This is a genomic window from Candidatus Enterococcus willemsii (assembly GCF_009933335.1).
GTDB classification, from domain to species: domain Bacteria; phylum Bacillota; class Bacilli; order Lactobacillales; family Enterococcaceae; genus Enterococcus_F; species Enterococcus_F willemsii.
Genome location: NZ_MAEL01000035.1, coordinates 154,290 through 176,016, shown reverse-complemented (window position 1 = coordinate 176,016; position 21,727 = coordinate 154,290). Strand labels below are relative to the sequence as shown.

Annotated in this window: 28 protein-coding genes and 1 riboswitch; of the genes, 10 read left to right on the top strand and 18 right to left on the bottom strand. The window is 37.0% G+C overall.

Annotation, left to right across the window (positions count from 1 at the left end; translation table 11 throughout):
* The 4 genes from BAU17_RS06535 to BAU17_RS06520 are packed head-to-tail and all read right to left on the bottom strand — an operon-like array spanning nucleotide 1 to nucleotide 2,607.
* Entirely contained in the window at nucleotides 1-492 is a 492-nt protein-coding gene (locus tag BAU17_RS06535) for a PTS sugar transporter subunit IIB (protein WP_161902027.1), read from the bottom strand.
* Nucleotides 467-910, bottom strand: a complete 444-nt coding sequence (locus BAU17_RS06530) for a PTS sugar transporter subunit IIA (RefSeq protein WP_161902026.1) — start codon at nucleotides 908-910, stop codon at nucleotides 467-469. Before BAU17_RS06530 ends, BAU17_RS06535 begins: the two co-directional genes overlap by 26 nt.
* 21 nt (nucleotides 911-931) lie before the next feature.
* Nucleotides 932-1,792, bottom strand: coding sequence for a PTS system mannose/fructose/sorbose family transporter subunit IID (locus BAU17_RS06525; RefSeq protein WP_237579088.1), 861 nt, complete (start codon nucleotides 1,790-1,792; stop codon nucleotides 932-934).
* Nucleotides 1,789-2,607 carry a PTS mannose/fructose/sorbose/N-acetylgalactosamine transporter subunit IIC gene (locus tag BAU17_RS06520; protein WP_161902025.1) on the bottom strand — a complete coding sequence of 273 codons (819 nt, stop codon included), beginning with the start codon at nucleotides 2,605-2,607 and terminating at the stop codon, nucleotides 1,789-1,791. Before BAU17_RS06520 ends, BAU17_RS06525 begins: the two co-directional genes overlap by 4 nt.
* A 253-nt stretch (nucleotides 2,608-2,860) precedes the next feature.
* On the opposite strand from BAU17_RS06520, the gene BAU17_RS06515 reads away from it, so the two are divergent.
* The 3 genes from BAU17_RS06515 to BAU17_RS06505 are packed head-to-tail and all read left to right on the top strand — an operon-like array spanning nucleotide 2,861 to nucleotide 4,775.
* On the top strand, nucleotides 2,861-3,178 hold the full coding sequence (locus BAU17_RS06515; protein WP_161902024.1) for a PadR family transcriptional regulator: 318 nt from the start codon (nucleotides 2,861-2,863) through the stop codon (nucleotides 3,176-3,178).
* Complete coding sequence (locus BAU17_RS06510; protein ID WP_161902023.1) at nucleotides 3,175-3,753, top strand: DUF1700 domain-containing protein; 579 nt, start codon at nucleotides 3,175-3,177, stop codon at nucleotides 3,751-3,753. Before BAU17_RS06515 ends, BAU17_RS06510 begins: the two co-directional genes overlap by 4 nt.
* The gene (locus BAU17_RS06505; protein WP_161902022.1) at nucleotides 3,753-4,775 is read left to right on the top strand and encodes a DUF4097 family beta strand repeat-containing protein; all 1,023 of its coding nucleotides are present in this window, start codon (nucleotides 3,753-3,755) and stop codon (nucleotides 4,773-4,775) included. The genes BAU17_RS06510 and BAU17_RS06505 overlap by 1 nt, the downstream gene beginning before the upstream one ends.
* Nucleotides 4,776-4,822: 47 nt before the next feature.
* On the opposite strand, the gene BAU17_RS06500 is transcribed toward BAU17_RS06505, so the two are convergent.
* Both BAU17_RS06500 and BAU17_RS06495 read right to left on the bottom strand, forming a co-directional pair.
* Nucleotides 4,823-5,515, bottom strand: a complete 693-nt coding sequence (locus BAU17_RS06500) for a DUF4811 domain-containing protein (RefSeq protein WP_161902021.1) — start codon at nucleotides 5,513-5,515, stop codon at nucleotides 4,823-4,825.
* Entirely contained in the window at nucleotides 5,512-6,984 is a 1,473-nt protein-coding gene (locus tag BAU17_RS06495) for an MDR family MFS transporter (RefSeq protein WP_161902020.1), read from the bottom strand. The genes BAU17_RS06500 and BAU17_RS06495 overlap by 4 nt, the downstream gene beginning before the upstream one ends.
* Nucleotides 6,985-7,109: 125 nt before the next feature.
* On the opposite strand from BAU17_RS06495, the gene BAU17_RS06490 reads away from it, so the two are divergent.
* A complete protein-coding gene (locus BAU17_RS06490) occupies nucleotides 7,110-7,586 on the top strand; it encodes a MerR family transcriptional regulator (protein WP_161902019.1) in 477 nt (158 codons plus the stop codon).
* Between the two features lie 47 nt (nucleotides 7,587-7,633).
* Here BAU17_RS06490 and BAU17_RS06485 read toward each other — a convergent pair whose 3' ends face one another.
* The 3 genes from BAU17_RS06485 to BAU17_RS06475 form a co-directional block, all read right to left on the bottom strand.
* On the bottom strand, nucleotides 7,634-8,113 hold the full coding sequence (locus tag BAU17_RS06485) for an SRPBCC domain-containing protein (protein ID WP_161902018.1): 480 nt from the start codon (nucleotides 8,111-8,113) through the stop codon (nucleotides 7,634-7,636).
* A 79-nt stretch (nucleotides 8,114-8,192) separates the two neighbouring features.
* Nucleotides 8,193-9,395 (bottom strand): NAD(P)/FAD-dependent oxidoreductase, encoded by a 1,203-nt coding sequence (locus BAU17_RS06480; RefSeq protein WP_161902017.1) that lies wholly within the window; start codon nucleotides 9,393-9,395, stop codon nucleotides 8,193-8,195.
* A gap of 29 nt (nucleotides 9,396-9,424) precedes the next feature.
* Nucleotides 9,425-10,327, bottom strand: coding sequence for a prenyltransferase (locus BAU17_RS06475; protein ID WP_161902016.1), 903 nt, complete (start codon nucleotides 10,325-10,327; stop codon nucleotides 9,425-9,427).
* A 97-nt stretch (nucleotides 10,328-10,424) separates the two neighbouring features.
* Here BAU17_RS06475 and BAU17_RS06470 point away from each other — a divergent pair, with 97 nt between their 5' ends.
* Nucleotides 10,425-11,405: a polyprenyl synthetase family protein gene (locus BAU17_RS06470; protein WP_161902015.1), complete on the top strand. Its 981-nt coding sequence runs from the start codon at nucleotides 10,425-10,427 to the stop codon at nucleotides 11,403-11,405.
* Nucleotides 11,406-11,448: 43 nt separating this feature from the next.
* Here the strand turns inward: BAU17_RS06470 and BAU17_RS06465 are convergent, their stop codons facing one another.
* Genes BAU17_RS06465 through BAU17_RS06455 form a run of 3 tightly spaced genes read right to left on the bottom strand, consistent with a single transcriptional unit; the run spans nucleotide 11,449 to nucleotide 12,775 of the window.
* Complete coding sequence (locus BAU17_RS06465) at nucleotides 11,449-11,757, bottom strand: DMT family transporter (protein ID WP_161902014.1); 309 nt, start codon at nucleotides 11,755-11,757, stop codon at nucleotides 11,449-11,451.
* Nucleotides 11,754-12,083, bottom strand: a complete 330-nt coding sequence (locus BAU17_RS06460; RefSeq protein ID WP_161902013.1) for a DMT family transporter — start codon at nucleotides 12,081-12,083, stop codon at nucleotides 11,754-11,756. Before BAU17_RS06460 ends, BAU17_RS06465 begins: the two co-directional genes overlap by 4 nt.
* Before the next feature lie 20 nt (nucleotides 12,084-12,103).
* Nucleotides 12,104-12,775, bottom strand: a complete 672-nt coding sequence (locus BAU17_RS06455) for a GAP family protein (RefSeq protein ID WP_161902012.1) — start codon at nucleotides 12,773-12,775, stop codon at nucleotides 12,104-12,106.
* Nucleotides 12,776-12,818: 43 nt separating this feature from the next.
* Nucleotides 12,819-12,905: riboswitch (guanidine-I (ykkC/yxkD leader) on the bottom strand.
* Nucleotides 12,906-13,396: 491 nt separating this feature from the next.
* Between BAU17_RS06455 and BAU17_RS06450 the strand changes: the two genes are divergently transcribed.
* The 4 genes from BAU17_RS06450 (at nucleotide 13,397) to BAU17_RS06435 (ending at nucleotide 15,881) form a co-directional block, all read left to right on the top strand.
* Complete coding sequence (locus BAU17_RS06450; RefSeq protein WP_161902011.1) at nucleotides 13,397-14,683, top strand: sensor histidine kinase; 1,287 nt, start codon at nucleotides 13,397-13,399, stop codon at nucleotides 14,681-14,683.
* A gap of 2 nt (nucleotides 14,684-14,685) precedes the next feature.
* Nucleotides 14,686-15,426, top strand: coding sequence for a LytR/AlgR family response regulator transcription factor (locus BAU17_RS06445; protein ID WP_161902010.1), 741 nt, complete (start codon nucleotides 14,686-14,688; stop codon nucleotides 15,424-15,426).
* 81 nt (nucleotides 15,427-15,507) lie between these two features.
* The gene (locus BAU17_RS06440) at nucleotides 15,508-15,723 is read left to right on the top strand and encodes a hypothetical protein (protein WP_161902009.1); all 216 of its coding nucleotides are present in this window, start codon (nucleotides 15,508-15,510) and stop codon (nucleotides 15,721-15,723) included.
* A complete protein-coding gene (locus BAU17_RS06435) occupies nucleotides 15,720-15,881 on the top strand; it encodes a hypothetical protein (RefSeq protein WP_161902008.1) in 162 nt (53 codons plus the stop codon). Before BAU17_RS06440 ends, BAU17_RS06435 begins: the two co-directional genes overlap by 4 nt.
* A gap of 51 nt (nucleotides 15,882-15,932) precedes the next feature.
* On the opposite strand, the gene lrgB is transcribed toward BAU17_RS06435, so the two are convergent.
* Both lrgB and lrgA read right to left on the bottom strand, forming a co-directional pair.
* Nucleotides 15,933-16,616, bottom strand: coding sequence for an antiholin-like protein LrgB (gene lrgB / locus BAU17_RS06430; RefSeq protein WP_161902007.1), 684 nt, complete (start codon nucleotides 16,614-16,616; stop codon nucleotides 15,933-15,935).
* Complete coding sequence (gene lrgA, locus BAU17_RS06425; RefSeq protein ID WP_161902006.1) at nucleotides 16,613-17,035, bottom strand: antiholin-like murein hydrolase modulator LrgA; 423 nt, start codon at nucleotides 17,033-17,035, stop codon at nucleotides 16,613-16,615. The genes lrgB and lrgA overlap by 4 nt, the downstream gene beginning before the upstream one ends.
* A gap of 244 nt (nucleotides 17,036-17,279) precedes the next feature.
* Between lrgA and BAU17_RS06420 the strand changes: the two genes are divergently transcribed.
* A complete protein-coding gene (locus BAU17_RS06420; RefSeq protein WP_161902005.1) occupies nucleotides 17,280-17,798 on the top strand; it encodes a hypothetical protein in 519 nt (172 codons plus the stop codon).
* A gap of 43 nt (nucleotides 17,799-17,841) precedes the next feature.
* On the opposite strand, the gene BAU17_RS06415 is transcribed toward BAU17_RS06420, so the two are convergent.
* Genes BAU17_RS06415 through BAU17_RS06400 form a run of 4 tightly spaced genes read right to left on the bottom strand, consistent with a single transcriptional unit; the run spans nucleotide 17,842 to nucleotide 21,727 of the window.
* Nucleotides 17,842-18,555 carry a LytR/AlgR family response regulator transcription factor gene (locus tag BAU17_RS06415; RefSeq protein WP_161902004.1) on the bottom strand — a complete coding sequence of 238 codons (714 nt, stop codon included), beginning with the start codon at nucleotides 18,553-18,555 and terminating at the stop codon, nucleotides 17,842-17,844.
* 13 nt (nucleotides 18,556-18,568) lie between these two features.
* Nucleotides 18,569-20,311 (bottom strand): sensor histidine kinase, encoded by a 1,743-nt coding sequence (locus BAU17_RS06410; protein WP_161902003.1) that lies wholly within the window; start codon nucleotides 20,309-20,311, stop codon nucleotides 18,569-18,571.
* A gap of 19 nt (nucleotides 20,312-20,330) precedes the next feature.
* Complete coding sequence (locus tag BAU17_RS06405) at nucleotides 20,331-21,098, bottom strand: ABC transporter permease (protein WP_161902002.1); 768 nt, start codon at nucleotides 21,096-21,098, stop codon at nucleotides 20,331-20,333.
* Entirely contained in the window at nucleotides 21,095-21,727 is a 633-nt protein-coding gene (locus tag BAU17_RS06400) for an ABC transporter ATP-binding protein (RefSeq protein WP_161902001.1), read from the bottom strand. Before BAU17_RS06400 ends, BAU17_RS06405 begins: the two co-directional genes overlap by 4 nt.

Below are 21,727 nucleotides of genomic sequence, written 5' to 3'. Positions count from 1 at the left end.
TTATTCTCCTTTTTTCACTTGTTTGATATAGTCCATCAATGGCGTAGGTGCATCATAGGCAGCCATTTGATAATCAATCTTCACTCCTTGTTCAATCAATGTCTTCAACGCTTCATCTTCTTCCGGTGTGAAGCATAAATCATGGTCATAACGAATGGTCCGATCGCTACGTTCACGCATACCACCGTAGTTGACATTTTGAACGTCCACACCACCTTCTTTTAATTTTAATAAGTCAGCTGTGCTACCTAAAATCACAAAGGTTGATTTTTTAATTGGATTTTTTTGATAAACACGAATAAATTTATCCACTCCAAACAAGTGTACAATGTAGCCTGGTGCGGCCATTTTTAAGACTTGTGCTTGTACCGGATTGCTTGCTGCTGCATCGCTCACACAAATTATTTGTTCTGCTCCAATGTGACGTAGCCAAGAACTTGCTACCTGCCCATGAATTAATCGATCATCAATACGAATCCACTGAATCGCCATCTTCTTCCATCCCTTCTTTTGCCTTGCTGGTAATATCTACTAAAGATACGCCATGCGCATTTTCTACAATTTGTTTTGCTTCGCTTAATGTTGCTGGATTACTTAAAAAGAGCTCAAGCAACATCGGAATATTTAAGCCGGAATAAACTTGGACGTCTTCCGTTGTTAATGTCAGATATGTTGCGATATTTGCTGGTGTTCCTCCATAAATATCCACTAAAATCAACGTGCCTTCTGTACCTTCTTTTTTTTCATTATATATTTGTGTCAATTCTTGCAAGCATTCATCAGATGTTCGACCAGTTGTAACCGATACTACCGATGCATTTTTTTGCGGTACACCAAGAATCATTTCCGCTGTTTTTAATGCTTCTTGTGCAAACAAGCCATGACTTGAAACAATAATATGAATTGCCATACAAACCGTCCTTTCCTACGTTTAAACTAGAATACCCATTACTGCTAGAACTGTACCGATAACTAAAATACCAAAAATTAAATAGGTTAGATATTTTCTTGGCATATAGCTGTGTAATTTATACAAGCCTAAAGTGAATAGAAGTGGTAAGAATTTTGGTAAAATACCATCTAATAATTCTTGGATACTAATCACTGTATCTTCCATTTTGATTTCGGTTCCGACATTGATTTTCACATATTGGGCAATCAGCGCCCCTAATACAATAACCCCAACCATTGTGGAAATATTAATGATTTTTTGCATAACTTTTGCTTGTTCACCACTTTGGATGAATTCCATACCTTTTTCATAACCGGCAATAATTCCGTAATACTTCACGCCAATATTTAAGCCGTTGTAAATCAGAAACATTAAAATTGGACCTAAAATACTGCCTTCCATGGCATAAGCTGCACCAATACTACCGGCAATCGCTTGAATCGTAATCTTAAAGACACTATCCCCAATTCCAGCTAAAGGTCCCATCATTCCTGCTTTAATCGCAACAACCGCTTCTTTTTCATCTTCCGTTGTTGTTTCTTCCACCGCTGCAGTAATTCCCAGAATCATCCCAGTTGCTGTAATTTGAGATAAGAAATATAACAAATGACGTTGCATCGCACGTGAACGCGTTGCTTGGTCAGCGTCGCCGTAAAGACGTTTCAACACAGGTGTCATTGCATTTAAAAATCCATTGGCTTGCGTACTTACCAAGGTAGATGTTAAGTTTAGGCCCCAAATTTGTAAGCGCCAGAAGACTTTATTGAGGTCTTTACGTGTGATTTTTTCATAAGCAACACGTTGTGGCGTACCATTTGCTACTTGTTTTTCTTCCATCATAAGTCATACCCCTCATCTTCATCGATATTTTGTACGGCGCCCCCTGTTGGTACAGAAGCCATATCATTTTGGCGATCAATAATTTCCATAATGAATGAATAGATAATCGCAAATGATAATGAAATTAACGTAATTGGTAAGATACCTAATTCTAAATAACCTGATAACACAAAGCCTAGTAACAAGAATGGCCATAAAATACCTTTCATCATTAAGGTCATCAAGATAGATAAACCGACAGCTGGTAAAATCGCTGATGCAATGCCTAATCCGCCTAAAACATTATCAGGTACTACATTCAAGATTCTATCTACTACTCCTGCTTGGAAATAAACCACGATAAAGGTTGGTACTGCGCGTAATAAAAATTGAATCACTAAAGCGACTAGATTTATTTTCATCATGCCATCGAGATCACCTTCTTTGGCAAGACGGTTTGCCCAGGGTTCAAAGAATTGTTTTAACACACGAGTCATTACCAATAATTGTTGTACTAAAATCGCTACCGTTGTAGCAGCTGCAACTCCTGCTGCAATTCCTTCTGGAGAAGCACCCGTTCCTGAAGTAATTGAAACAGTTACCCCTAAAATGGTTCCCACAATCATATCTGGTGTTTGGTATCCTGCCATGTTTCCAAGACCCATCCACATCAGTTCTAGTGTTGCTGAAATAATTAATGCTGTTGTCATATCTCCTAAAATAAGACCTACTAACGGACCTACCAATAATGGTCGGCGTAACATTTGTGGTGCCACATCATCATACGAACAATAACCAGCCCACGCTGCAATTAAAAGCGCTTGCACTAATGACATATTTTTTTCCTCCTTTTAATTTGTACACTCAGTATATAAATGAAAGCGCTAAACCTCCATATGGACTTTTAAACTTTTTATCCGCAAAAATTTATCTGGAGGTTTTTGCATTGTAGTGCGCAAAAAAATAGAGTCTCTTCCGATTCATTCTTTCATTGCATCTACCTCTCCTCCATGTTACTATATATATAAATTATATATATAAAATTTTTACATATATAAAAACATTATTAAACAAAGGATGTGAACATTGATGTATTATCCTGTTTCTTCATTATTAATTGAATGTTTAATTCTTTCCGTTGTCGAAACAACCGATTCTTACGGCTATGAAATCAGCCAAACAGTCAAACTCGTAGCTGATATTAAAGAATCTACTTTGTATCCAATTTTAAAAAAATTAGAAAAAGCGGGATTTTTAACAACGTATACACAAACATTCCAAGGACGTAAGAGAAAATATTATTCCCTAACTCCTACAGGGAGAGAACAATTAAACTTTTTAAGACATGAATGGGCATCTTATCGCGATAGTTTAGATGCGATTATTGAAGGAGGGGTTCGCGGATGAATCGGGAAACATATTTAATGGAGTTACAACGATATTTAAAAAAATTACCTCATGAAGACTACGTGGATGCGATGGATTATTTCACAGAATACTTTGACGAAGCTGGTATTGAAAACGAGCAAGCAGTCATTGTAGAACTCGGCACACCCAAACAAGCAGCCCGTGATATTTTAGGTCAGTTACTAGAAAAACAACGTGATACTTCAACGATAGGCATGCAACGAACATTTTGGTTAGCTACTTTAGCTCTACTAGCTGCCCCCATCGGCATTCCTCTAGCACTTACTGCATTCTTACTTTTAGTCACAGTTGGACTGCTATTTTTTACCTTGATACTTGTTATCTGCTCGTTAATGGTTGCTGGTGTACTTGCAGGAGGTAAACTAGTCTTAAGAGGAATTATCGCTCTACCATTCTCTATTCCAGGTGGCTTATCTCTTATCGGACTAGGACTGTTACTTTTAGGTTTAGGATTTTTGCTCACTTCCTTTATGCCAGTAATATTTCGTTTCGTTAAGAAAGTCGTTCTTAAGCTAACATCTCTACTCACAAGGCGTAAAAAGGAGGCAATCTAATGAGGATAATGAGAAAGTTTTTATGGATAAGCATGATTTTAGTTGGTAGCGGGGCAATCTTGTTTGGCATTGGTTTGTTATTAGGTGGACGAGATTATTTAGCGACAGCAGATTTAAATCGTTTTGGTTTAAAACAAGGTAAACATCCTGATATACAAAAGATGGATAAAAAAATGCTAGACTCCTTCGATTCAATTGTTTTAACGGCTGAACTTGCAAAAGTGAATATTGAACCTTCAAATGACAATCATGCGTATCTTTCGTATCACATTACCAATAAAAATTCGACATCCAATATTAAATATGCTGTTGCAGATAATACATTAACTATCAATCAACTACTTTATGATGAAAAGTATCATTTGGGAATTGATCTTTCGTTCATTAATTATCTCTTTGCACCAGAACAAACAACTGGTCAACAAACAGCGATTACCTTATACCTACCCAAAAATCAATTGCGACAAATTGACGCTGACGTTGAAATCGGAGATCTAGCTATTAACCAACTACAAGCCGAAAACGCAGATATTTCAGTAGAATTAGGCGATTTAACCTTCAATCAGTCAATGATTGACACATTAACTACACATGTAGAACAAGGTCGCCAGACAGCTCATAATAGTACATTCCATCAAGCTGAACTCTCTATTGAACAAGGAGAACTAGCGCTTGAAAATAGTGAGTTATCGAATAGCGAATTAACGACTGAAATCGGTGCGCTTCATTTGCAACAATCCACTTTTACAAACAGTTATTTTTCAACGGAAACGGGAGAAATCACTAGCAAAGACACCACGTTCATTGGAAAAAATCAATTAACTAGCGAATTAGGAAATATTGAATTAACGTTAGCTCCTAAAGCTTTTGAAGATACATCTTTTTCTTTAGCATCTGAACTAGGAAAAATAGCCATACCAGATTTGGCCGGCACAAAAACAAATCATTCTTTTGAAAGCACTGACGCATTAACGAATCAATTACGCATCACTGTCGAAACAGGAAAAATTACTGTTAAATAGTATGTATTTGCAAACAAAAAGAAGGACACGAATGCCCTTCTTTTTGTTTATTTATCTTTCACTTCTGCCAACATCTCATGCATTTTTTGTGCCTGAAATTCTGCTGTCCATTGTTGGATAGCCTTTTTTTGTTGTGCTTCGTCCATCGGCTGGCTAGCTTTCATTTTTTCTTGAATATACTGACCAGCCTCAGTTTCAAGCTCTGCTTCATGTTCCTTGGCAACTGTTTGTAATGCCTTGATTTGGTCAACACTCACTACTTCCCACGAATCTGGCAAATGGAAGTCATTTGTGATTTCAATCAATTCGCCATCACCTTTAGTAATGCCAAATAATAATTGGTAGAAGCTATCTTTGTAGTCCCAATAGCTAGTAGTAATGTCTAGTGTTGCTTTATCCGAACCTTGTTCGATATGATTGACGGTGTGTTCTGCTTCAGTCGTCGTTGCATCTTTATTAGTTGTTGCTTGATAGACATAGACTTTTTCTTCTTCACCTAGAGGTTGATATAATAAAATATCTACCCCTTGTATGTCAGAACTTGAGTCTAATTCAACAGTAGCTATTTCCGTAACTTTTTTCATTCCAAAATGATTTGTAAAATTCAGAGTCATCAGCACAATACTACCTACAAATATACAGCCACAAACGATTGAAAGACCTGTTTGCCATGATTTTTTAGCAAAGACAAACGTCGCGGCAAATGCAATTACGCTGAGTATTAATAAAAAAATAATCATGCTTTCGCCTCCTCTTTCACAACTTTCATATCATTTTTTTCTTTGATGAAGAATGTAATACCAAAGCCAATTACACTGAAGACAACTGCTACAATAAACGCAGAATGATATCCTGAAAGAGTCGCATTCACTGCTTGTTCTTTATAGGCAATTGGCGCTTTTTCTAGCATGCTTTGGTTCGGCAAATTATTGTTAGTGACACTTGTTAACACACTGATTAAAATCGCTGTTCCGATTGAACTTGCAACTTGTCGGAAAGTATTATTCACAGCTGTTCCATGACTAATTAAGTGCGCTGGCAAGGCGTTCATTCCAGAAGTTGTCACAGGCATCATAACCATCGAAATCCCGAACATACGAATCGCATATAAGACCACAATATACATCACAGGTGTTTCAGCAGTTAAAAAAGCGAATGGTGCGGTTGCCGCAGTTAAAATAAACATCCCCATAATGGCTAACCGACGTGCACCGTGTTTATCAAAAATAGCACCCGTCACAGGCATCATAATCCCCATCACTAACGCCCCTGGCAATAACATTAAACCAGAATGAAAAGCGGATTGACCGTGAATATTTTGGATAAACAATGGCACAACCATTTCTGCCCCAATCATTGCCATATTTGTCACACCGGATAAAATGGCTGCAATTGTAAAGATAGGTGATTTGAATACTCGTAACTCTAAGAATGGTTTTGGCAAGCGTAATTGACGCCATACAAAGAAGCCAATAAAAATCACACCAACAGCGATAAATAATTGAACTTCCCAATTGCCCCATCCTTTATTCCCTACACTAGAAAATCCATAAAGCAATGCACCAAATCCAATACTTGATAAAACGATAGATAACACATCAATACTTGGATTAGATAATGGAATCACACTTTTCATCAAGAAAAACGCTAAAATCAATACAAGTGCAGCAATTGGTAATACCATTCCAAACAATTCACGCCATGAATAATGATCGATAATCCAACCGGATAATGTTGGTCCTAAAGCAGGTGCTAGCCCAATAACTACCCCTGACATTCCCATGGCTGCACCACGTTTTTCTGGTGGAAAAATCGATAACATAATATTTTGTAATAATGGCATAGAGATCCCTACACCACTAGCTTGAACTAAACGTCCAATTAACAGCATAGAAAAATTTTGTGCTGTAAAACACGTCAACGTTCCAATAAAAAAGACAAACATCGCAAATAAATATAAATTACGAGAACTAAATTTATTAATTAGCCACGCACTAATCGGAATCATAATACCATTGACTAGTAAAAATCCGGTGGTTAACCACTGTACATCTGAAGCCGTAATATCAAAGGCTTTCATTAATGCAGGAAATGCGGTTGTTAATAATGTTTGATTCAATACCGTACAAAATGTACCAATTAACAAGTTTGCAACTAGTAGTGTACGGTTATAAGGTTTTCCATAAATATCAACTGGTTGTTCTTTCATTTGTTTCCTCTCCTTTTCTCAGCATTGCATACTTTATGCCTTTTTGGCTAATTTGTCAACTAACTTGACACACATGTCATAAAAAGTACAATAGAGGGAGACGGTGTAGAAACGAGGGAGTAAAAATGAAATCATCTTTTTTAAAAGAATTACTAGACAATGATCACTTACTTGTAGGGATTAGTGAATTAAGCAACATGAGCAGTACTTCTCCTCGACAATTACGTTATTGGGAAGAAAAAGGCTTCATTGCCTCTATCGAAGAAGAAACACATGGCGCTAGACGTTATCGTTTACCAATGGTCGTGAAAGTCGAACTAATCAAGCACTACTTGGATGAAGGCTTTACACTGAAAAAAGCTGCTGAAAAAGCCGATTACCGCATCAAAAAAGTTCACCATATTCGTAAAGTCTTTTCTAAATCTTTACGTGATATTGAAATCATTGATAATCGCTTTACGATTTTCTCATTAGGGACATTTGAACCGAATAATGAGCGGCTAGTGATTATTCACGATGAAGCAGATGATTCCTTGCATTATCACCTATTCACACCTGAAGAAACAGTGAATTACGAGCAATTATGTCAGAAATTGACGTAATAAAAAAACAGTCACCTGTAGTGGTGGCTGTTTTTTGTTTATATTCGTTACTTTGTTGATTCAAACGCTGCTAACTGCTTGCCAAACTTTTGCTCGGCTTCCGCATGACCGACATTTGAAAAATCGACGGGCTGGCCTTCTATGGCGTTTTTCAAACGACGCAAGACAATCGACCACCCTGCAACATCTCGATGTTTTTGAGGAAATTGTGGGGGTAATTCTTCAGAAAAGTGAAGAATCGTTTGTTTATCGGCTAAAATGTCAAACGTTACTTGGCCACTATCCCACTGATATGCTAGTTTTTCCCCTAACTGAAACGCTTGGATTGCCATCGTCAAATTTATTTCGGGCATCACAAATTTCATATAACCATCTGCTGAAATTTCTCCTGCTTGAAGTTCAGGAAACCATTGCGCCAATTTGTCTGTTTCCGTCAAAAATGTCCACACTTTTTCTGGTGAAGCATTTATTTCTAACCAAAATTCTGCGTGCAATGTACCATCAACCAATGCTAATTTTTCTTTCATTTCCATCTTCCTTTCTGAGAGTTCCTATTTACAAAAAAATTCCCCACAAGCAACTTGTAGGGAATATCTTTTTATCGGCTTAGTGATATAAGTCAAAGCGACCTTTCGCTAAAACTTCTTTTGCACCACCAGTTTCAAGCAATGATTTGTTCATAATCATTTTCTTGATAAATGAAGCTGGGTAACCTTTAACGCCTGTTTTACCAACCATACCAAATGCATGTGTATTACCAATTGATGCAACAGAACCTGCTGATTTGAATACAAATGCTGGTGTTGATTGATTTTTCACACGGTTAACAAGGTGTTTTGCAGTATATTCACCCATTTTTAGTGCAACTTGTGCAGTTGTTGGGTAAGGACGGTTTGATTCTTTATCCATAACAGCTGCTACGTCACCGATGATGTAAATATCATCATGACCTGGAGCAGTTAAGTCTTCGTTAACCATTACGCGGCCACGGCGTTCTTCGAAACCAGATTCGCCAATAACGAAGCTTCCGCTAACACCTGTTGTCCAAATAATTGTACCTGCTTCTAGTTCTTTTTCAACATCGCCGTTTGCATAAACCACTGTATCAGGTTTAATTGCTTTGATTGCAGAACCAGTCATCAAATGAACATTCCATTTGTCTAAGTATTTCAAGCAATAGTTTGTTAAGTCGTCATTGAACATTGGTAAGATGCTCGGTGCAGCTTCGACACAATATACTTCAATTTCTTCTTTTGTTACGCCAGCAATTTTAGCGTATTGTTTTTTCGCTTCAACAAGTGAACCAACTAATTCAATACCTGTAAATCCAGCACCACAAACAACTAATTTCAAATATTTTTTGTCTTTTGTTTCTTTGTATTTAGCCATTGCTGCTTTGATGTGTTGGTTAATTTTAACGGCAGATTCTACGTTAACCATTTCTAACGCGTTTTCTTCTGCACCAGGAATACCAAATGTTTCTGAACGGAAACCTAAACCAACGATTAAGTAATCATACGTTAATGCTTGATTGTTTTTAAGTTCAACTTCTTTTTTATCTGGATTAATTTTTACTACTTCATCTTGAATGAATGTTGTCACTTTAGGGTTTACAACATCTTTAATTTCATAAGTAATTTTTTCTTTCGGTTGTGTTCCCGCTGCAACTTCATGTAAATCAGTTGCTTCATAGTGATAATCATTACGATCCACTAAAGTAATATGAAACTCACCTGCTGCTTTTTTTTGTAATTCATGTAACGCTCTTAAGCCCGCGTATCCAGCGCCTAAAATAGCCACTTCTTTCATTACTTCTCCACTTCTTTCTTTCAAAATTATTATATGAGAATACCTATCAAATAAGTAATCACTTGCATTACCGAACCAACTGCTAAAATCCGAACTGCGCAAATAAAGGTTTCTGTTTTTACTTGCTTCTGTTTAAATCGACGTATTTGTTTCAAAATAAAGGGGCCTGCTAAAAATGTTAATAATATAGTCATTGGAGCTAACCCCATAATAACAGACAAAATAATACCTAAAAATGCGACCACATTCATTCCGACAAATAAACGAATAGAATTTTTTCTTCCTAAATAATGAACCAAGGTATAGCGCTCATTTTTTTCATCTTCCTCTTTGTCACAAAGATTATTTGCTAACATTAAGTTCGCAATCCACATCGTATTTGGCAAAGCAATTATAAAGATACTGAATATTTCAGAAAAATTCCAATGAAAAGTTTCAAAAGTATTCAAATAAACGCAAATAAACGAAATCATCACACCCATTGTTGAACCTGAGAAAAATTCTCCCAACGGCAAACTTGATAGCGGACGTGGTCCAGAAGAGTAAAAAATCCCAACTAAGTAACAATACAAACCCATCCATAATAATGGCCAACCAACAACTGTAGCCAATCCAATCCCCAACAATGCAGAAATCACAATCATGCTAGTCATCAGCCAAAAAACCAGACGTAACGATAGATTTTCTCTACCAATGATATTGGTTTTCTCTTTGTAGTCATGTCCTTCTGTCGCATGATGGTAATCATTGTAATTATCCAGAATATCGACGGCCATGTTAAAAATAAACATGGCAATAAAATAAATCGCTACATAGCCAATGTGAATTGAGCCATAACGATACCAACTATAGCACAAACCAATTAAAAAAGGGAGAACGCTAGCTGTTTTGGCCTTTATTTCAACCAGTTCTAAAAAAACGGCTACTGACATTTTTACCTCCTTTCTAATTTCGATAGCATTAAATTGCCTTTTTGAACGAAAATAAGTTAAAATAGAACTACTATTTAACATTGAAAGGGTTACACACATGCTATCTTACTGGAACGATTATCCCACTATTCAAAACAAACTCCAAATCGTTTGCTCACTAATTGAGAAACAAATGAGAGTTCGCAATAAAGATATTCAAGAAACGCTGATTGAATTTTCACAAGCAGGTGGCAAATATTTACGCCCCGCTTTCTTTTTACTATTTTCTTCTTTAGGAGACCATGAAAAACAGGACGAAAAACAATTAATACAAATTGCTGCTTCTATCGAATTACTTCACATGGCGACACTCATTCATGATGATGTCATTGACGACTCTCCTTTACGTAGAGGGACAATGACTGTCCAATCAAAATACGGTAAAGATATTGCTGTTTATACAGGTGATTTGCTTTTCACGGTTTTCTTTGAGTTAGTCATCGATGCAATGAATGGATCTAAATTCTTAGCCATCAACGCACGTTCGATGAAACGTCTCTTGCTAGGTGAGTTGGATCAAATGCACACGCGATATAACAAGCAAGAAACCTTTCGTGATTATTTACGCAGCGTGAACGGGAAAACCGCAGAACTCTTTTGGTTAGCTTGTGCAGAAGGTGCACATTTTGGAAAAGCTGCCCCTGAGGTAGAACGCCTAGCCGGACGAATCGGCCGTAGTATCGGTATTGCTTTCCAAATTTATGACGATATTTTAGATTACACAGCTGAAGAAGATGTGCTGCAAAAGCCTGTGTTGGAAGATTTATCACAAGGTATCTATACGTTACCGTTGTTATTAGCTAAAGAAAAGCATCCCGATGTTTTTCTACCATACTTAGAAAAAGAGCAAGACATTACACCTGAAGAATCACAAGAAGTAGCCCAACTCGTAGTGGCACATGAAGGAGTCGAAATGGCAAAAGACATCGCTCGACGCTATACGCAAAAAGCCTTGACGGACATTGCTCGTTTACCTGAATGCGATGCAAGAGACATGTTGCAATTGCTAGCTTCGCAACTCCTCATTCGAAGTTATTAATAAAAAACCAAGTAAGAGTTTAAACTTCTTACTTGGTTTTTTATTAGCTTAGTTTCAATCCGATGATGCCTATGACAATAAGCAAGACAAAAAACAACTTCGCTTTACTACGATTCTCTCCTAAACATAAAATCCCATACCCGACTGTTAAAACCGAGCCAATTCCTGTCCAAACAGCATACGCAACCCCCAAAGAAACAAACTGAGTGGCTTGCCCCAACAAATAAATCGACAGTAGAATCGCAATCAGCGATACAACCAACCACTGCTTTTTTCCTTGTGTTGCTTTTTCTAAGAAAATAACAAACACTAATTCCATACATCCTGCAATTCCTAATAATAACCAACTCATGCGTTTGCCTCCTCACTACTTAATTTCAAGCCGATAATTCCTGTCAGCAGTATTGCTAAACTAATCATTTTGCCAAGATTCGTTGGCTCGTGGAAGACAAAAATATCCAAAATGGCAGTTCCTGCCGTACCAATTCCCGTAAAAACGGCATACGTCACGCCTACGCCAAATTCTTTAATCACTGATTCTAAAAAGTATAAACTAATTAATAACAATCCAAGTGTTGCAATTCCCCAACTCAAGTGAGAAAAGCCGTCACTTTTTCCCAACGTATACGCCCATAAAATTTCGAGCAGTCCCGCTAAAAGTAATTTTGCAAATGCCATTTCTCTTCCTTCTTTCTCGTTTAAAATAGACCTAAAATAAGTAAATAAATACCGATTCCTCCTAAAATTAAAGGAATCAGTCGTCGTTGCCAACGAATCATCTGCATTTGTATCCAGCGGTAGAACCGGTCAAACTGTTCCCGACGAAAACAGTATACTGCATAAAGCCCCATCAAAGGCAGCATATAAATGATGTTATACACAATCATCAAACATAATACAAGTATGGAATGAAAACTTTGGTTCATTAACCAACCAATAAATGCAAAATATGGAAAAGCCGTTGCTAACTCTGATAGCGTCGCACCAAGTCCTAGCAAGACGAGTGCTGTCGGTGTCATATTGCCTTTAATTGTGATTTTTTTCTGAGTTTCCACTGGACCCCGTTGCTTCCAAAGATAAACACCCATTAGTATAAATAACAGTATTGCACCAATAATCTGTAACGTCGAGAGATAAGGATGCAACCACACTATTATTTTTGTCCAACTTTGAATAAAGATTGTTGCAAAACTAAAATAAAACACCACTCCACCAAGAAAATTCATGACACCTGTAGCTAAAATAAAGTACCAAATGTCACGTGGTTTCTTCACTAATCCTTGCAATACAAATTGTTGCCCAATCGCCATTGGATTCAAGCTATCAAATCCACTCGTCATAATCGTCATTCCAATAATTTCCCACATCATCTCTTCCTCCTCAAAATAAAAAAAAGCCTAGAAGTATCATCAATACTCCTAGGCTTTTCTCCTACCGTGTACGCTGTGCGCGTGTTCTCTCGGACCAGACCAATATTGCGGAACCCTAGAACACCTTTTTTATTTAAGTCCTTTAGTTATAGCAAATCTTTCAATAAAAGTCAAAAGACCACATCCCCCTGCTCCTGTTGTGCCTGAGGTATGTGATCTATGATTCTACACTTTATCAGTGTATCAAAATTCTATGTGCTATAGCCAAAATTGGCGCAAACGTTATATTTTTATACTTGAACGTTGCTTTTTGACTACAAAAGCGAGGTAACAATATAATTTAGAGGTTAATACTATGTGCAAAAATACTTCAAATATTTTTATTTTTCAAATGAATATATGCTATTGCTACACTCGTAAGTATTCGCAATCACTTGTGTTGAAAAGTGAGTTATTAGCATTCGCAAGTTCATTTTACTTTATTTTGACTACCAAAAACCATTTTTTACGTAAACGTTGGATTTTTGTACTTGAACGTTGAAATTCCCCAAACTATCTGTCCTTTTTTGCGTATACCATGCTATAATTTCTTAACAAGCCCTGATAGATTGGAGGTATTACATGTTTTATTTGTCGATTTTTTCACATATTATTCAAATTTTTTGTAATTTTTTCATCTTAGATACGCTTCCGCTCTTCAAGAAAAATAACTTATTTCTTTCAGTCATTATTTTGATTCTTACTTATAATTTAGGTCGCAATATTTCTCAAGTTGATACGATTGTTTTATTAGTCTTACTGTTTATTCTTTCTTTTATGAATGACCGCACACAGCCGATTGGTAAATTACTATTGACGCTGACACTCGCTTTCCTACTATCGATGGGATTTGATTATTTCGCCACGCCATTTACCATACAAGTACTATTTTCTGGTAACAATAGCTTGATGATTTTCTGGTTCTGCTTTTCTGTTGCTTGCAATTGTTTGCTCGCTTTTGGTATTCAACGGCTTTTTTTAACCAAACTGCCTGAAAATCAATTAGCTTGGCTTGGATACACGGTGTTTTCTTTATTTTTTGTTTATCAGTTATACGCATTAAACAATTACATTCAGTCCAATCCAAGTGACTTTCAATTTGAAACGTTATTAAATATCTTCAATATTTTTATTGTCTTATTAATTTTTGTGGGGATTTTGACAATTACGCTTCTGAAAAGGCACCAACGATTAACCTTGATTGCTCAAAAGAAAGAAATTGAATACCAAACGATGCAACTGTATACGACTGAATTAGATAAACAATACCAAGAAATTCGCAAGTTTCGTCATGACTATATCAACATCCTTTCCTCCATGGAAAGCTACATGGAAGCCGAGGATATGTCTGAATTAAAAGCTTACTACACAGAACACATTCAACCAACAAGAGCAATTTTTTCAGAACATTTTTTAAAACTCAACAATTTACAAAAAATCGAAAATGCGGCGATTCGAAGCATTTTTATGACCAAACTTTTATTGGCCCAAGAAAAAGGTATTCCCGTCTCTCTAGAAATCAATGAACCTATTCAACTTCCAGCAACGGTTGATCCGATTATTTTTGTCCGTATTCTAGGGATTTTATTGGATAATGCGATTGAAGAATTGGAGAATTTACAGCAAGGAACACTTGAAGTAGCGATTTTCACGATTGCTGAAGACTGTCTATTTGTTATCCAAAATACTGCACGCGCAGACATTGAACCATTACATCAATTAAAAACAACTGGTTTTTCGACAAAGGGGAGTCATCGCGGGCTTGGTTTGAGCACTGTCGATGAGTTGGTACAACAAATTCCCAATCTTTTGCTGGAAACAAGTATTGATAAGCAATTCACACAAAAACTAACTATTTTTGGAGGGTAAGTATGCTAAATATATTTATTTGCGAAGACAATTTAATTCAACGAACTAAATTAGAGACGCTAATTAATAACTATTTGTTGATGGAAGACTTAGATATGCATATTGCTTTAAGTACAGCTAATCCTGATGAACTACTTGAATATGTCACTCTACACCCACAAAACCAAGGTATTTATTTTTTAGATGTCGATTTAAATCATCAAATGGATGGCATTCAACTTGGTGCAGCGATTCGTGATTTATGTATTGATGGTAAAATTATCTTTACCACTACACATAGCGAGAAGGCACCGTTAACCTTCAAGTATAAAGTCGAAGCGATGGATTATATTCCTAAAGATGATCCCCAGGATATGACTAGGCGCATCAAAGAAGCTCTACAACAAGCCCAAAAACATTATACATCTGAAAATAAAGTGTTGACGGATAAAATCCGTCTCAAAGTTGGTAGCCAAATTCGTGTCTTTGATTTGTCGGACATTATGTTTTTTGAAACATCACCTGCACAACACAAATTGATTTTGCACCTAACGAACGGCTCCGTCGAATTTTATGGCAAAATTACCGAAGTGGAGCAATTATCAGAACATTTCATTCGGGTGCATAAATCATTCGTTGCCAATCAACAAACAATTCTTCATGTTGATCAGAAAAAAAGGATACTCACTTTCATTAATAATGAAACATGTTTGGTTTCTATTCGCCAAATTTCGCAACTCAATCATACGTTCAAGTCAAAATAATCAACGTTCACGCCTTTTTTGGTTTTTACGCCTCTAATTGTAGTACACTCAAAGTATCATTTTGATAGGAGAGTGAAACAGATGAAAAAAGTCATTTTATTCGCATTGATGGTCGGTATTATGGGTACTACTAGTCCAGTCGTTCATGGAGATGAAGCAGAGAGTCCAAATGACGTTTCTACTTTTATCCAATACAAAATTTACAGATTTAAGAATTATCCACCAAAAACCTACAATGGCTACACGTTAATCCATGTTGAAAAGTTGTCTGATGGCTATCGTGGTTTTTATCTATGATTCGTGCCATTCTGTCGATAATTTTGGTTATTTTGATTCTAATTTCAATATTCGGTCCAGTTAATGACAATGTACAAGTTCCGGTATTATTAGGTTCAACCGTCATTTTGATTATACTGATGTTTCGAATTGCGTATGAGGAAGAAAATGAAGAATGAGACGAATAAAAAAGAAGACACCTTGCTATTTCAAGCAAGATGTCTTCTTTTTTAAATTCCTACTAATGTTGCGAACACGGGCACCACAACGACTGTAATCACACCTACAACAACAACAGAAATACTTGCCATAGCGGCTTCTGTCTCACCCATTTCCAATCCTACTGCAACACCTAAAGCATGTCCTGCAGCACCAAGAGCTAATCCTTTGGCTACGGGATGTTTGATGTGGAACCATTTCAATGCCATGCGTCCTAAGGCATAAGTTAACACACCATTAAAGATGACAGTAAAAGCTGTAATTGATGCGACACCACCAACTGATTCAGAGATAGGAACGGCAATAGCTGTGGTTGCTGCTTGTGGTAAAATTGACGCGATAATGCTTGGATTCATTTGGATCAATTTCCCTGCAAGTACAACTGCGACTAATGAACCAAATGAGCCAATCGTCAAAGCGGTCAAAATTTCTACCCAATATTTTTTCAATACATCTCTTTTTTTATACAAAGGAATGGCAAAAGCCACAGTTGCAGGTTCTAAGAAAAAGCTGATAAATTTACCACCTTCATTGTATTGTTCATAACTGATCCCAGTGAATTTCAATACAGCAACACCTAAAATCATTGCAAAAAATAATGGGGTAAATAAGAAGAAGCCTTTGCTTTTTTTGAATGCCCAGCTTCCGATACCAAAAACGACAAATGAGATAATAATACCAACGTATGGACTCATAATGACACGCCTCCTTTATGTTCTGCAGGTACTTGTCTTTCTTTTTCGGTTTCACGGTGATCCTTAATGTGTAATAAGAAGGCGCCTGTCCAACCCGTTGAAGCTAATAAAGCTAGTGTTGCAACTAAAATGACAAATAGAATTTGTAAACCGTATTGTTGCATAATATCCAACGAATTAATTAATGAAATACCTGATGGCACGAATAAGAAAGTAATCACTCGAGACAACGAATTACTTAGTTCTTCCACCTGTTCTAGCTTAATAATTTTTGTACATAAGCCGACAAAAAGTAGAATCATACCAATCACTGATGCTGGTACCGGAATTGGTATAATTAACGCCAATCCGTTCGCTAGTAACATAATAAGAGCAAAAATAAATGCTTGTTGTAAAAATGAATATACTTTCTTTTCCATAGTGTCCATCTCCTCTTGTTTTCTACATGCTTAGTATAGAATGAAAACGAATTTTTGTGAGAAAACATTCACGAGTTACCTGAATAATGACATGAAATGCAAAAAAACAAACGTAAAATACATGAAAATTTCGAATGAGTCGTTGGTGAAACATGGCAAATTTAATAATTACCTTCGATAAACAAAGAACAACACAACCTTTTCATGCTATACTAAAAGGAAAAAGAGCTTTAGGAGGTTTGTTATGAAAAAGAAGTTTATTTGGTTGTCTGTTGGTTTGATTTTCTTACTTGCCCTTGCGATTGGTGGTTATTATTATTTAAAACAACCGTCATTCATTACTCAAATCCAAAACACAGATACAACGATTGCCTATGAAATCACCGCTCCTGAAGAACAAAACGTTTATGTCACACAAACGAGTCTTATTCACGAACATACGATGAATGAGTTTGAACCTGTCGATTCACCCCTCCCACTTGAGATAACCTATACTTTAACTTTCACCAATCAACCAAATGGCTACAACATCGAATGGACCAATAACAAACTCGCACAAGCAGCGAGCAGAAATTTACAAGCTGATATCGGTAATTATGTAAAGTTCATTCCTTATAAAAAAATCCGTGACAATAAGTTAGGGATTATCTTAAATACATCCGATAAAGAGACCTTAAAAAAAGTTGAAGAACAACCTGAAAAAGCACATAAATTTATCTCTAATATGGATACTCTGACCGAATATGCCATTGATTTTCGATAACTTAAAAAAACCAGTGAATGAAGCTCCTCATTCACTGGTTTTTTTATTGTAAGCCAACACTTTCTTTAAACTGCTTCACATAGGAACGACTGACTGGTACGCGTGAGCCATTTTCTAAAATAACTTGGAGGGTATTGTTAAACCATGGTTGAATTTCCTGAATCTTTGTCCGATTCAAAATAAAACTCCGATGTGTTTTCAGAAAGAGTTCTGTTGGTAATTTTTGTTCAATTTTATTTAATGAACCGGTCATCTGATACCTTTGTTCTTTAGTCTCAATATTTAATTGGCGTTCTTCGACGGAAACCAAATAAATCTCTTCTGGTGCCACTAAGTAAATTCGGTCTTCCCCTTGAATCGGAATCGCTTCAAACGTTTGGACAGTTGGTTGTTGTTGCGCAATTTCTTTTAATGCTTTGTCTAATGCTTGGTGGATTTTTTGCTCTTCAAATGGTTTCAATAAATAATCCTTTGCATTCACTTGAAAAGCTTTTAATGCATAGGCATCGTATGCGGTTGCGAAAATTAAATACGGTGCTTTTTTCAGATGCGTGAACTTTTCCGCTAAATCAAATCCACTTTCATCTGTTAAATGGATGTCTAAAAACACAATATCCGGTTTTTGATCCATCATCTCTTCCATCGCTTCTTCGACTGATTCAGCTTCTGCTGTCGATGTAATTTTTGGATGTTGCATCACTAAATAGCTTAATTCTTCTCGTGCCAATGGTTCATCATCGACAATTAATACATGCATACATGATTCCCCTTTATTCTGTAATAGGTAACGTTAAACGCACATGACTACCGCCTGTTGGTCGATTTTCAATTTGGAAGCTTCCCGCCCCACTATAAAGATTGTCAATGCGACGAGCAAGGTTTTCTAATGCTGTTCCTGTCCCTTTTTCTGATTTGACAGCTTCTTTGCCTAACAACGCTTTTCGTTCTTCTGGAATACCCATGCCATTGTCCCACACATCGATAATGACGTTTCGGTCTATTTTGTGCGCGACAACTTTTACGTGATTGTTTGTTTTTCGATTGCCAAACGCATGACGAATCGTATTTTCAACTAACACTTGAATAGCATACGGTGGAACTTTATTTTCTTCTAAACCTTCTTCAATCTCAAAATCCACTTGGTAACGATTTGGGAAACGCGCTTGTTCTAACGATAAATAGGCTTGAACTTGCTCTAACTCTTGCGCTAATGGAATCGTCGTTTGGACGGCTCCTTGCAAGTTTCCACGAAAATACGTGCTTAACTGTAATAATAAACGTCGCGCATTTTCGGCATCTTTGCGCATTAATGCAGAAATGGTATTAATCGCATTGAAAAAGAAATGTGGATTGACTTGTGCTTGCAAGCTTTTGATCTCAGCTTCTTTTAATAATTTCGATTGCACTTCTGCTTCACCAAGTTCCAATTGTGAAGAAAAAATCGTGCCCAATCCTTCAGCTAACTGCTCCTCCACATGTGTTAAACGCGTGGGATCAGTGAAATACATCTTAAGCGTCCCCACAATTTTATCGTGTGACAGTAAGGGAATCACAATCGCTGCTTGTAACGGACAATCTGGATGCGAACATCCGACTTCTTCTTTCGTGCGTGCAATCGTCATTTTCCCTGTCCGTAATACTTCTCTAGATAACTCGGTAATAACTTCCAGTTCAGGAATATGATGATCATCTCCTGACCCTACATGTGCCAAGATTTGATGACTATCCGTCATGCTAATTGCGCTCACTTTTGTATAATGCTTAATAATCCGTGCGACTTGCTGGCAAGAACGATCATTTAACCCCTCGCGAAAATAAGGCAAGGTTTCTGCTGCCAAAGCCAACACATCATGCGTCTGCACCGCTTTTGCCTGCTCTTCTTGCTTCAACGTTGTCGTTAAAATCGATAGAAAAATAAATGTCCCCACACTATTCAACAAAATCATTGGCAAAGCGATTAAGCGTACTAGATTCATTCCATCCTGTAAATCGCCACTGAAGCATAAGATAAATAACATTTGGATAACTTCCATCCCAATACCGACAACAGCACCTAACATCGGCTTAGGGAATTGGTTTTCCTTTGCCAATCGCTTGCCAATAACCCCGGATAATAGACCAACCAGAACAGATGCAGGAATATAAAACAAGCCCGTAACTGCTCCTTGAATCACTCGGTGCACACCAGCAATTAGCCCGACCAGACTCCCTACGAAGGGGCCACCAATCAAACCAGACACACCAATTACTAAGGTTCGCGTATTCGCAATGGATGCATCATTGTTTAAGTAGGTTAAGACGTTACTGGGAACGATTTGATTTTCGGTAATCTCAATCCCCGTAAAATTAGAAATAACAGCGAAGACGCCAAAAATCAAAATTAAACGAAACTTCGAGCGATTTGTCTCTCGACTCAGTAGCATTCTTTTAAAATAAGGCACATTGACTAAAAGAAAAGCTAATAAAATAATCAGCCCGACACGTTCCATCATTAGAATAAATAACTCAATCATTGCTTCATCTCCTAAATGGCTACTCATCACGCAATTGTTGGCTTTCATTGAAATAATACTTGTAACTGCTATAACCCGCGATCACTGCACCAACACTTGTCGTGGATAGTAACATGAACGTCACCATAATTTGGTACTTAATGGCATGTATCGGATCAATTCCAGCAAAAATTAAGCCCGACATCATTCCTGGTAAGCTAACTAATCCGACAGTTTTTGCTGAATCAACAGTTGGTTGCATTGCCACACGAATACTTTCACGTAAAATACTTTGAGCAGCTAATTTTACATCAGCACCTAATGCCAGTTTTTCAAGCACTTGTTGGCGTTGATCACGAAACTGACTATTTAAATTGCGGTAGCACAGTCCAATTGCTACCATTGAATTGCTGGCAATCATCCCGGTAATCATGATAACTTGTGATGGAATAAATGCTAACGAACCGGATAAAACCAGAACACCCAACGTCACATACGTACTAATTGCAATCGCTAAGAAAGAACTTTTGAATGCTTTATGTTGGCTAGGATTGCGTTTATGTGCATTCCATGAAGCATTGGTAATGATAAATAAACTCATTAGTAACGTTAACCACGTATTGTCGACTTGAATGACATATTTTAACACGTACGCAATTAAACTTAATTGAATGACTGCACGAAGCGTGGCAATTAGAATGTCTTTTGACAAGCCTAATTTTTCTTTGGTACTAATCCCCATCGCAATCATCACAAGTAAAAACGAGAATAAAAGTGAGAGATTGGTCACATTTAATTGACTATTCATCGTAAGACCCCCTTTTCTAAGACAAGTATCCGTGAAGCTTGACTAATTTCTTCGGCATCGTGGGTAATTTGTATCAGTGTGACCCCTTTTTCCTGTAGAAAGTGGAGCAATTGATAAATAATTTGCTTGTTTTCAGCATCCAGCCCCACCGTTACCTCATCCAGTAACAAAATCTTCGGTAAAAATAATAGATTTCGAATTAAGGCAATTCGTTGCTTTTCGCCCCCTGATAATTCCGTTACTTTTTTGTCTAAAAAGGAAGCTAACGCGACTTTTTGTAAATAATGCAGGGCAAGTTCTTCATCAAATGGTTGATTGCGTACAGTAAACGGAAAGATTAAATTATCTCGTACCGTTTTACCAAATAGACTCGGTTGTTGGAAACAATAAGAAACTTCTTGCCGATATTCATTCAAAAGAAAACTTGTCTGTGCTTGTCCATCAAGATAGATTTGTCCGCTAGTCGCAGTTACTAACGAAGCAATAATTTTTAACAAAGTACTTTTCCCACTTCCTGATGGTCCAGTTAGTGTGACAAATTCACCTTGTTGTACTTCAAATGAAATCTCTTTTAATAATTGCTTTTCTTCAATTTGATAAGATACCTGTTTTACTTGTAATTGTGCCAT

What these genes read in the sequence shown, in the direction of transcription:
- BAU17_RS06535 (WP_161902027.1), bottom strand. Translation starts at nt 492, where the DNA reads ATGGCGATTCAGTGGATTCGTATTGATGATCGATTAATTCATGGGCAG.
- BAU17_RS06530 (WP_161902026.1), bottom strand. Translation starts at nt 910, where the DNA reads ATGGCAATTCATATTATTGTTTCAAGTCATGGCTTGTTTGCACAAGAA.
- BAU17_RS06525 (WP_237579088.1), bottom strand. Translation starts at nt 1,792, where the DNA reads ATGATGGAAGAAAAACAAGTAGCAAATGGTACGCCACAACGTGTTGCT.
- BAU17_RS06520 (WP_161902025.1), bottom strand. Translation starts at nt 2,607, where the DNA reads ATGTCATTAGTGCAAGCGCTTTTAATTGCAGCGTGGGCTGGTTATTGT.
- BAU17_RS06515 (WP_161902024.1), top strand. Translation starts at nt 2,861, where the DNA reads ATGTATTATCCTGTTTCTTCATTATTAATTGAATGTTTAATTCTTTCC.
- BAU17_RS06510 (WP_161902023.1), top strand. Translation starts at nt 3,175, where the DNA reads ATGAATCGGGAAACATATTTAATGGAGTTACAACGATATTTAAAAAAA.
- BAU17_RS06505 (WP_161902022.1), top strand. Translation starts at nt 3,753, where the DNA reads ATGAGGATAATGAGAAAGTTTTTATGGATAAGCATGATTTTAGTTGGT.
- BAU17_RS06500 (WP_161902021.1), bottom strand. Translation starts at nt 5,515, where the DNA reads ATGATTATTTTTTTATTAATACTCAGCGTAATTGCATTTGCCGCGACG.
- BAU17_RS06495 (WP_161902020.1), bottom strand. Translation starts at nt 6,984, where the DNA reads ATGAAAGAACAACCAGTTGATATTTATGGAAAACCTTATAACCGTACA.
- BAU17_RS06490 (WP_161902019.1), top strand. Translation starts at nt 7,110, where the DNA reads ATGAAATCATCTTTTTTAAAAGAATTACTAGACAATGATCACTTACTT.
- BAU17_RS06485 (WP_161902018.1), bottom strand. Translation starts at nt 8,113, where the DNA reads ATGAAAGAAAAATTAGCATTGGTTGATGGTACATTGCACGCAGAATTT.
- BAU17_RS06480 (WP_161902017.1), bottom strand. Translation starts at nt 9,395, where the DNA reads ATGAAAGAAGTGGCTATTTTAGGCGCTGGATACGCGGGCTTAAGAGCG.
- BAU17_RS06475 (WP_161902016.1), bottom strand. Translation starts at nt 10,327, where the DNA reads ATGTCAGTAGCCGTTTTTTTAGAACTGGTTGAAATAAAGGCCAAAACA.
- BAU17_RS06470 (WP_161902015.1), top strand. Translation starts at nt 10,425, where the DNA reads ATGCTATCTTACTGGAACGATTATCCCACTATTCAAAACAAACTCCAA.
- BAU17_RS06465 (WP_161902014.1), bottom strand. Translation starts at nt 11,757, where the DNA reads ATGAGTTGGTTATTATTAGGAATTGCAGGATGTATGGAATTAGTGTTT.
- BAU17_RS06460 (WP_161902013.1), bottom strand. Translation starts at nt 12,083, where the DNA reads ATGGCATTTGCAAAATTACTTTTAGCGGGACTGCTCGAAATTTTATGG.
- BAU17_RS06455 (WP_161902012.1), bottom strand. Translation starts at nt 12,775, where the DNA reads ATGATGTGGGAAATTATTGGAATGACGATTATGACGAGTGGATTTGAT.
- BAU17_RS06450 (WP_161902011.1), top strand. Translation starts at nt 13,397, where the DNA reads ATGTTTTATTTGTCGATTTTTTCACATATTATTCAAATTTTTTGTAAT.
- BAU17_RS06445 (WP_161902010.1), top strand. Translation starts at nt 14,686, where the DNA reads ATGCTAAATATATTTATTTGCGAAGACAATTTAATTCAACGAACTAAA.
- BAU17_RS06440 (WP_161902009.1), top strand. Translation starts at nt 15,508, where the DNA reads ATGAAAAAAGTCATTTTATTCGCATTGATGGTCGGTATTATGGGTACT.
- BAU17_RS06435 (WP_161902008.1), top strand. Translation starts at nt 15,720, where the DNA reads ATGATTCGTGCCATTCTGTCGATAATTTTGGTTATTTTGATTCTAATT.
- lrgB (WP_161902007.1), bottom strand. Translation starts at nt 16,616, where the DNA reads ATGAGTCCATACGTTGGTATTATTATCTCATTTGTCGTTTTTGGTATC.
- lrgA (WP_161902006.1), bottom strand. Translation starts at nt 17,035, where the DNA reads ATGGAAAAGAAAGTATATTCATTTTTACAACAAGCATTTATTTTTGCT.
- BAU17_RS06420 (WP_161902005.1), top strand. Translation starts at nt 17,280, where the DNA reads ATGAAAAAGAAGTTTATTTGGTTGTCTGTTGGTTTGATTTTCTTACTT.
- BAU17_RS06415 (WP_161902004.1), bottom strand. Translation starts at nt 18,555, where the DNA reads ATGCATGTATTAATTGTCGATGATGAACCATTGGCACGAGAAGAATTA.
- BAU17_RS06410 (WP_161902003.1), bottom strand. Translation starts at nt 20,311, where the DNA reads ATGATTGAGTTATTTATTCTAATGATGGAACGTGTCGGGCTGATTATT.
- BAU17_RS06405 (WP_161902002.1), bottom strand. Translation starts at nt 21,098, where the DNA reads ATGAATAGTCAATTAAATGTGACCAATCTCTCACTTTTATTCTCGTTT.
- BAU17_RS06400 (WP_161902001.1), bottom strand. Translation starts at nt 21,727, where the DNA reads ATGGCACAATTACAAGTAAAACAGGTATCTTATCAAATTGAAGAAAAG.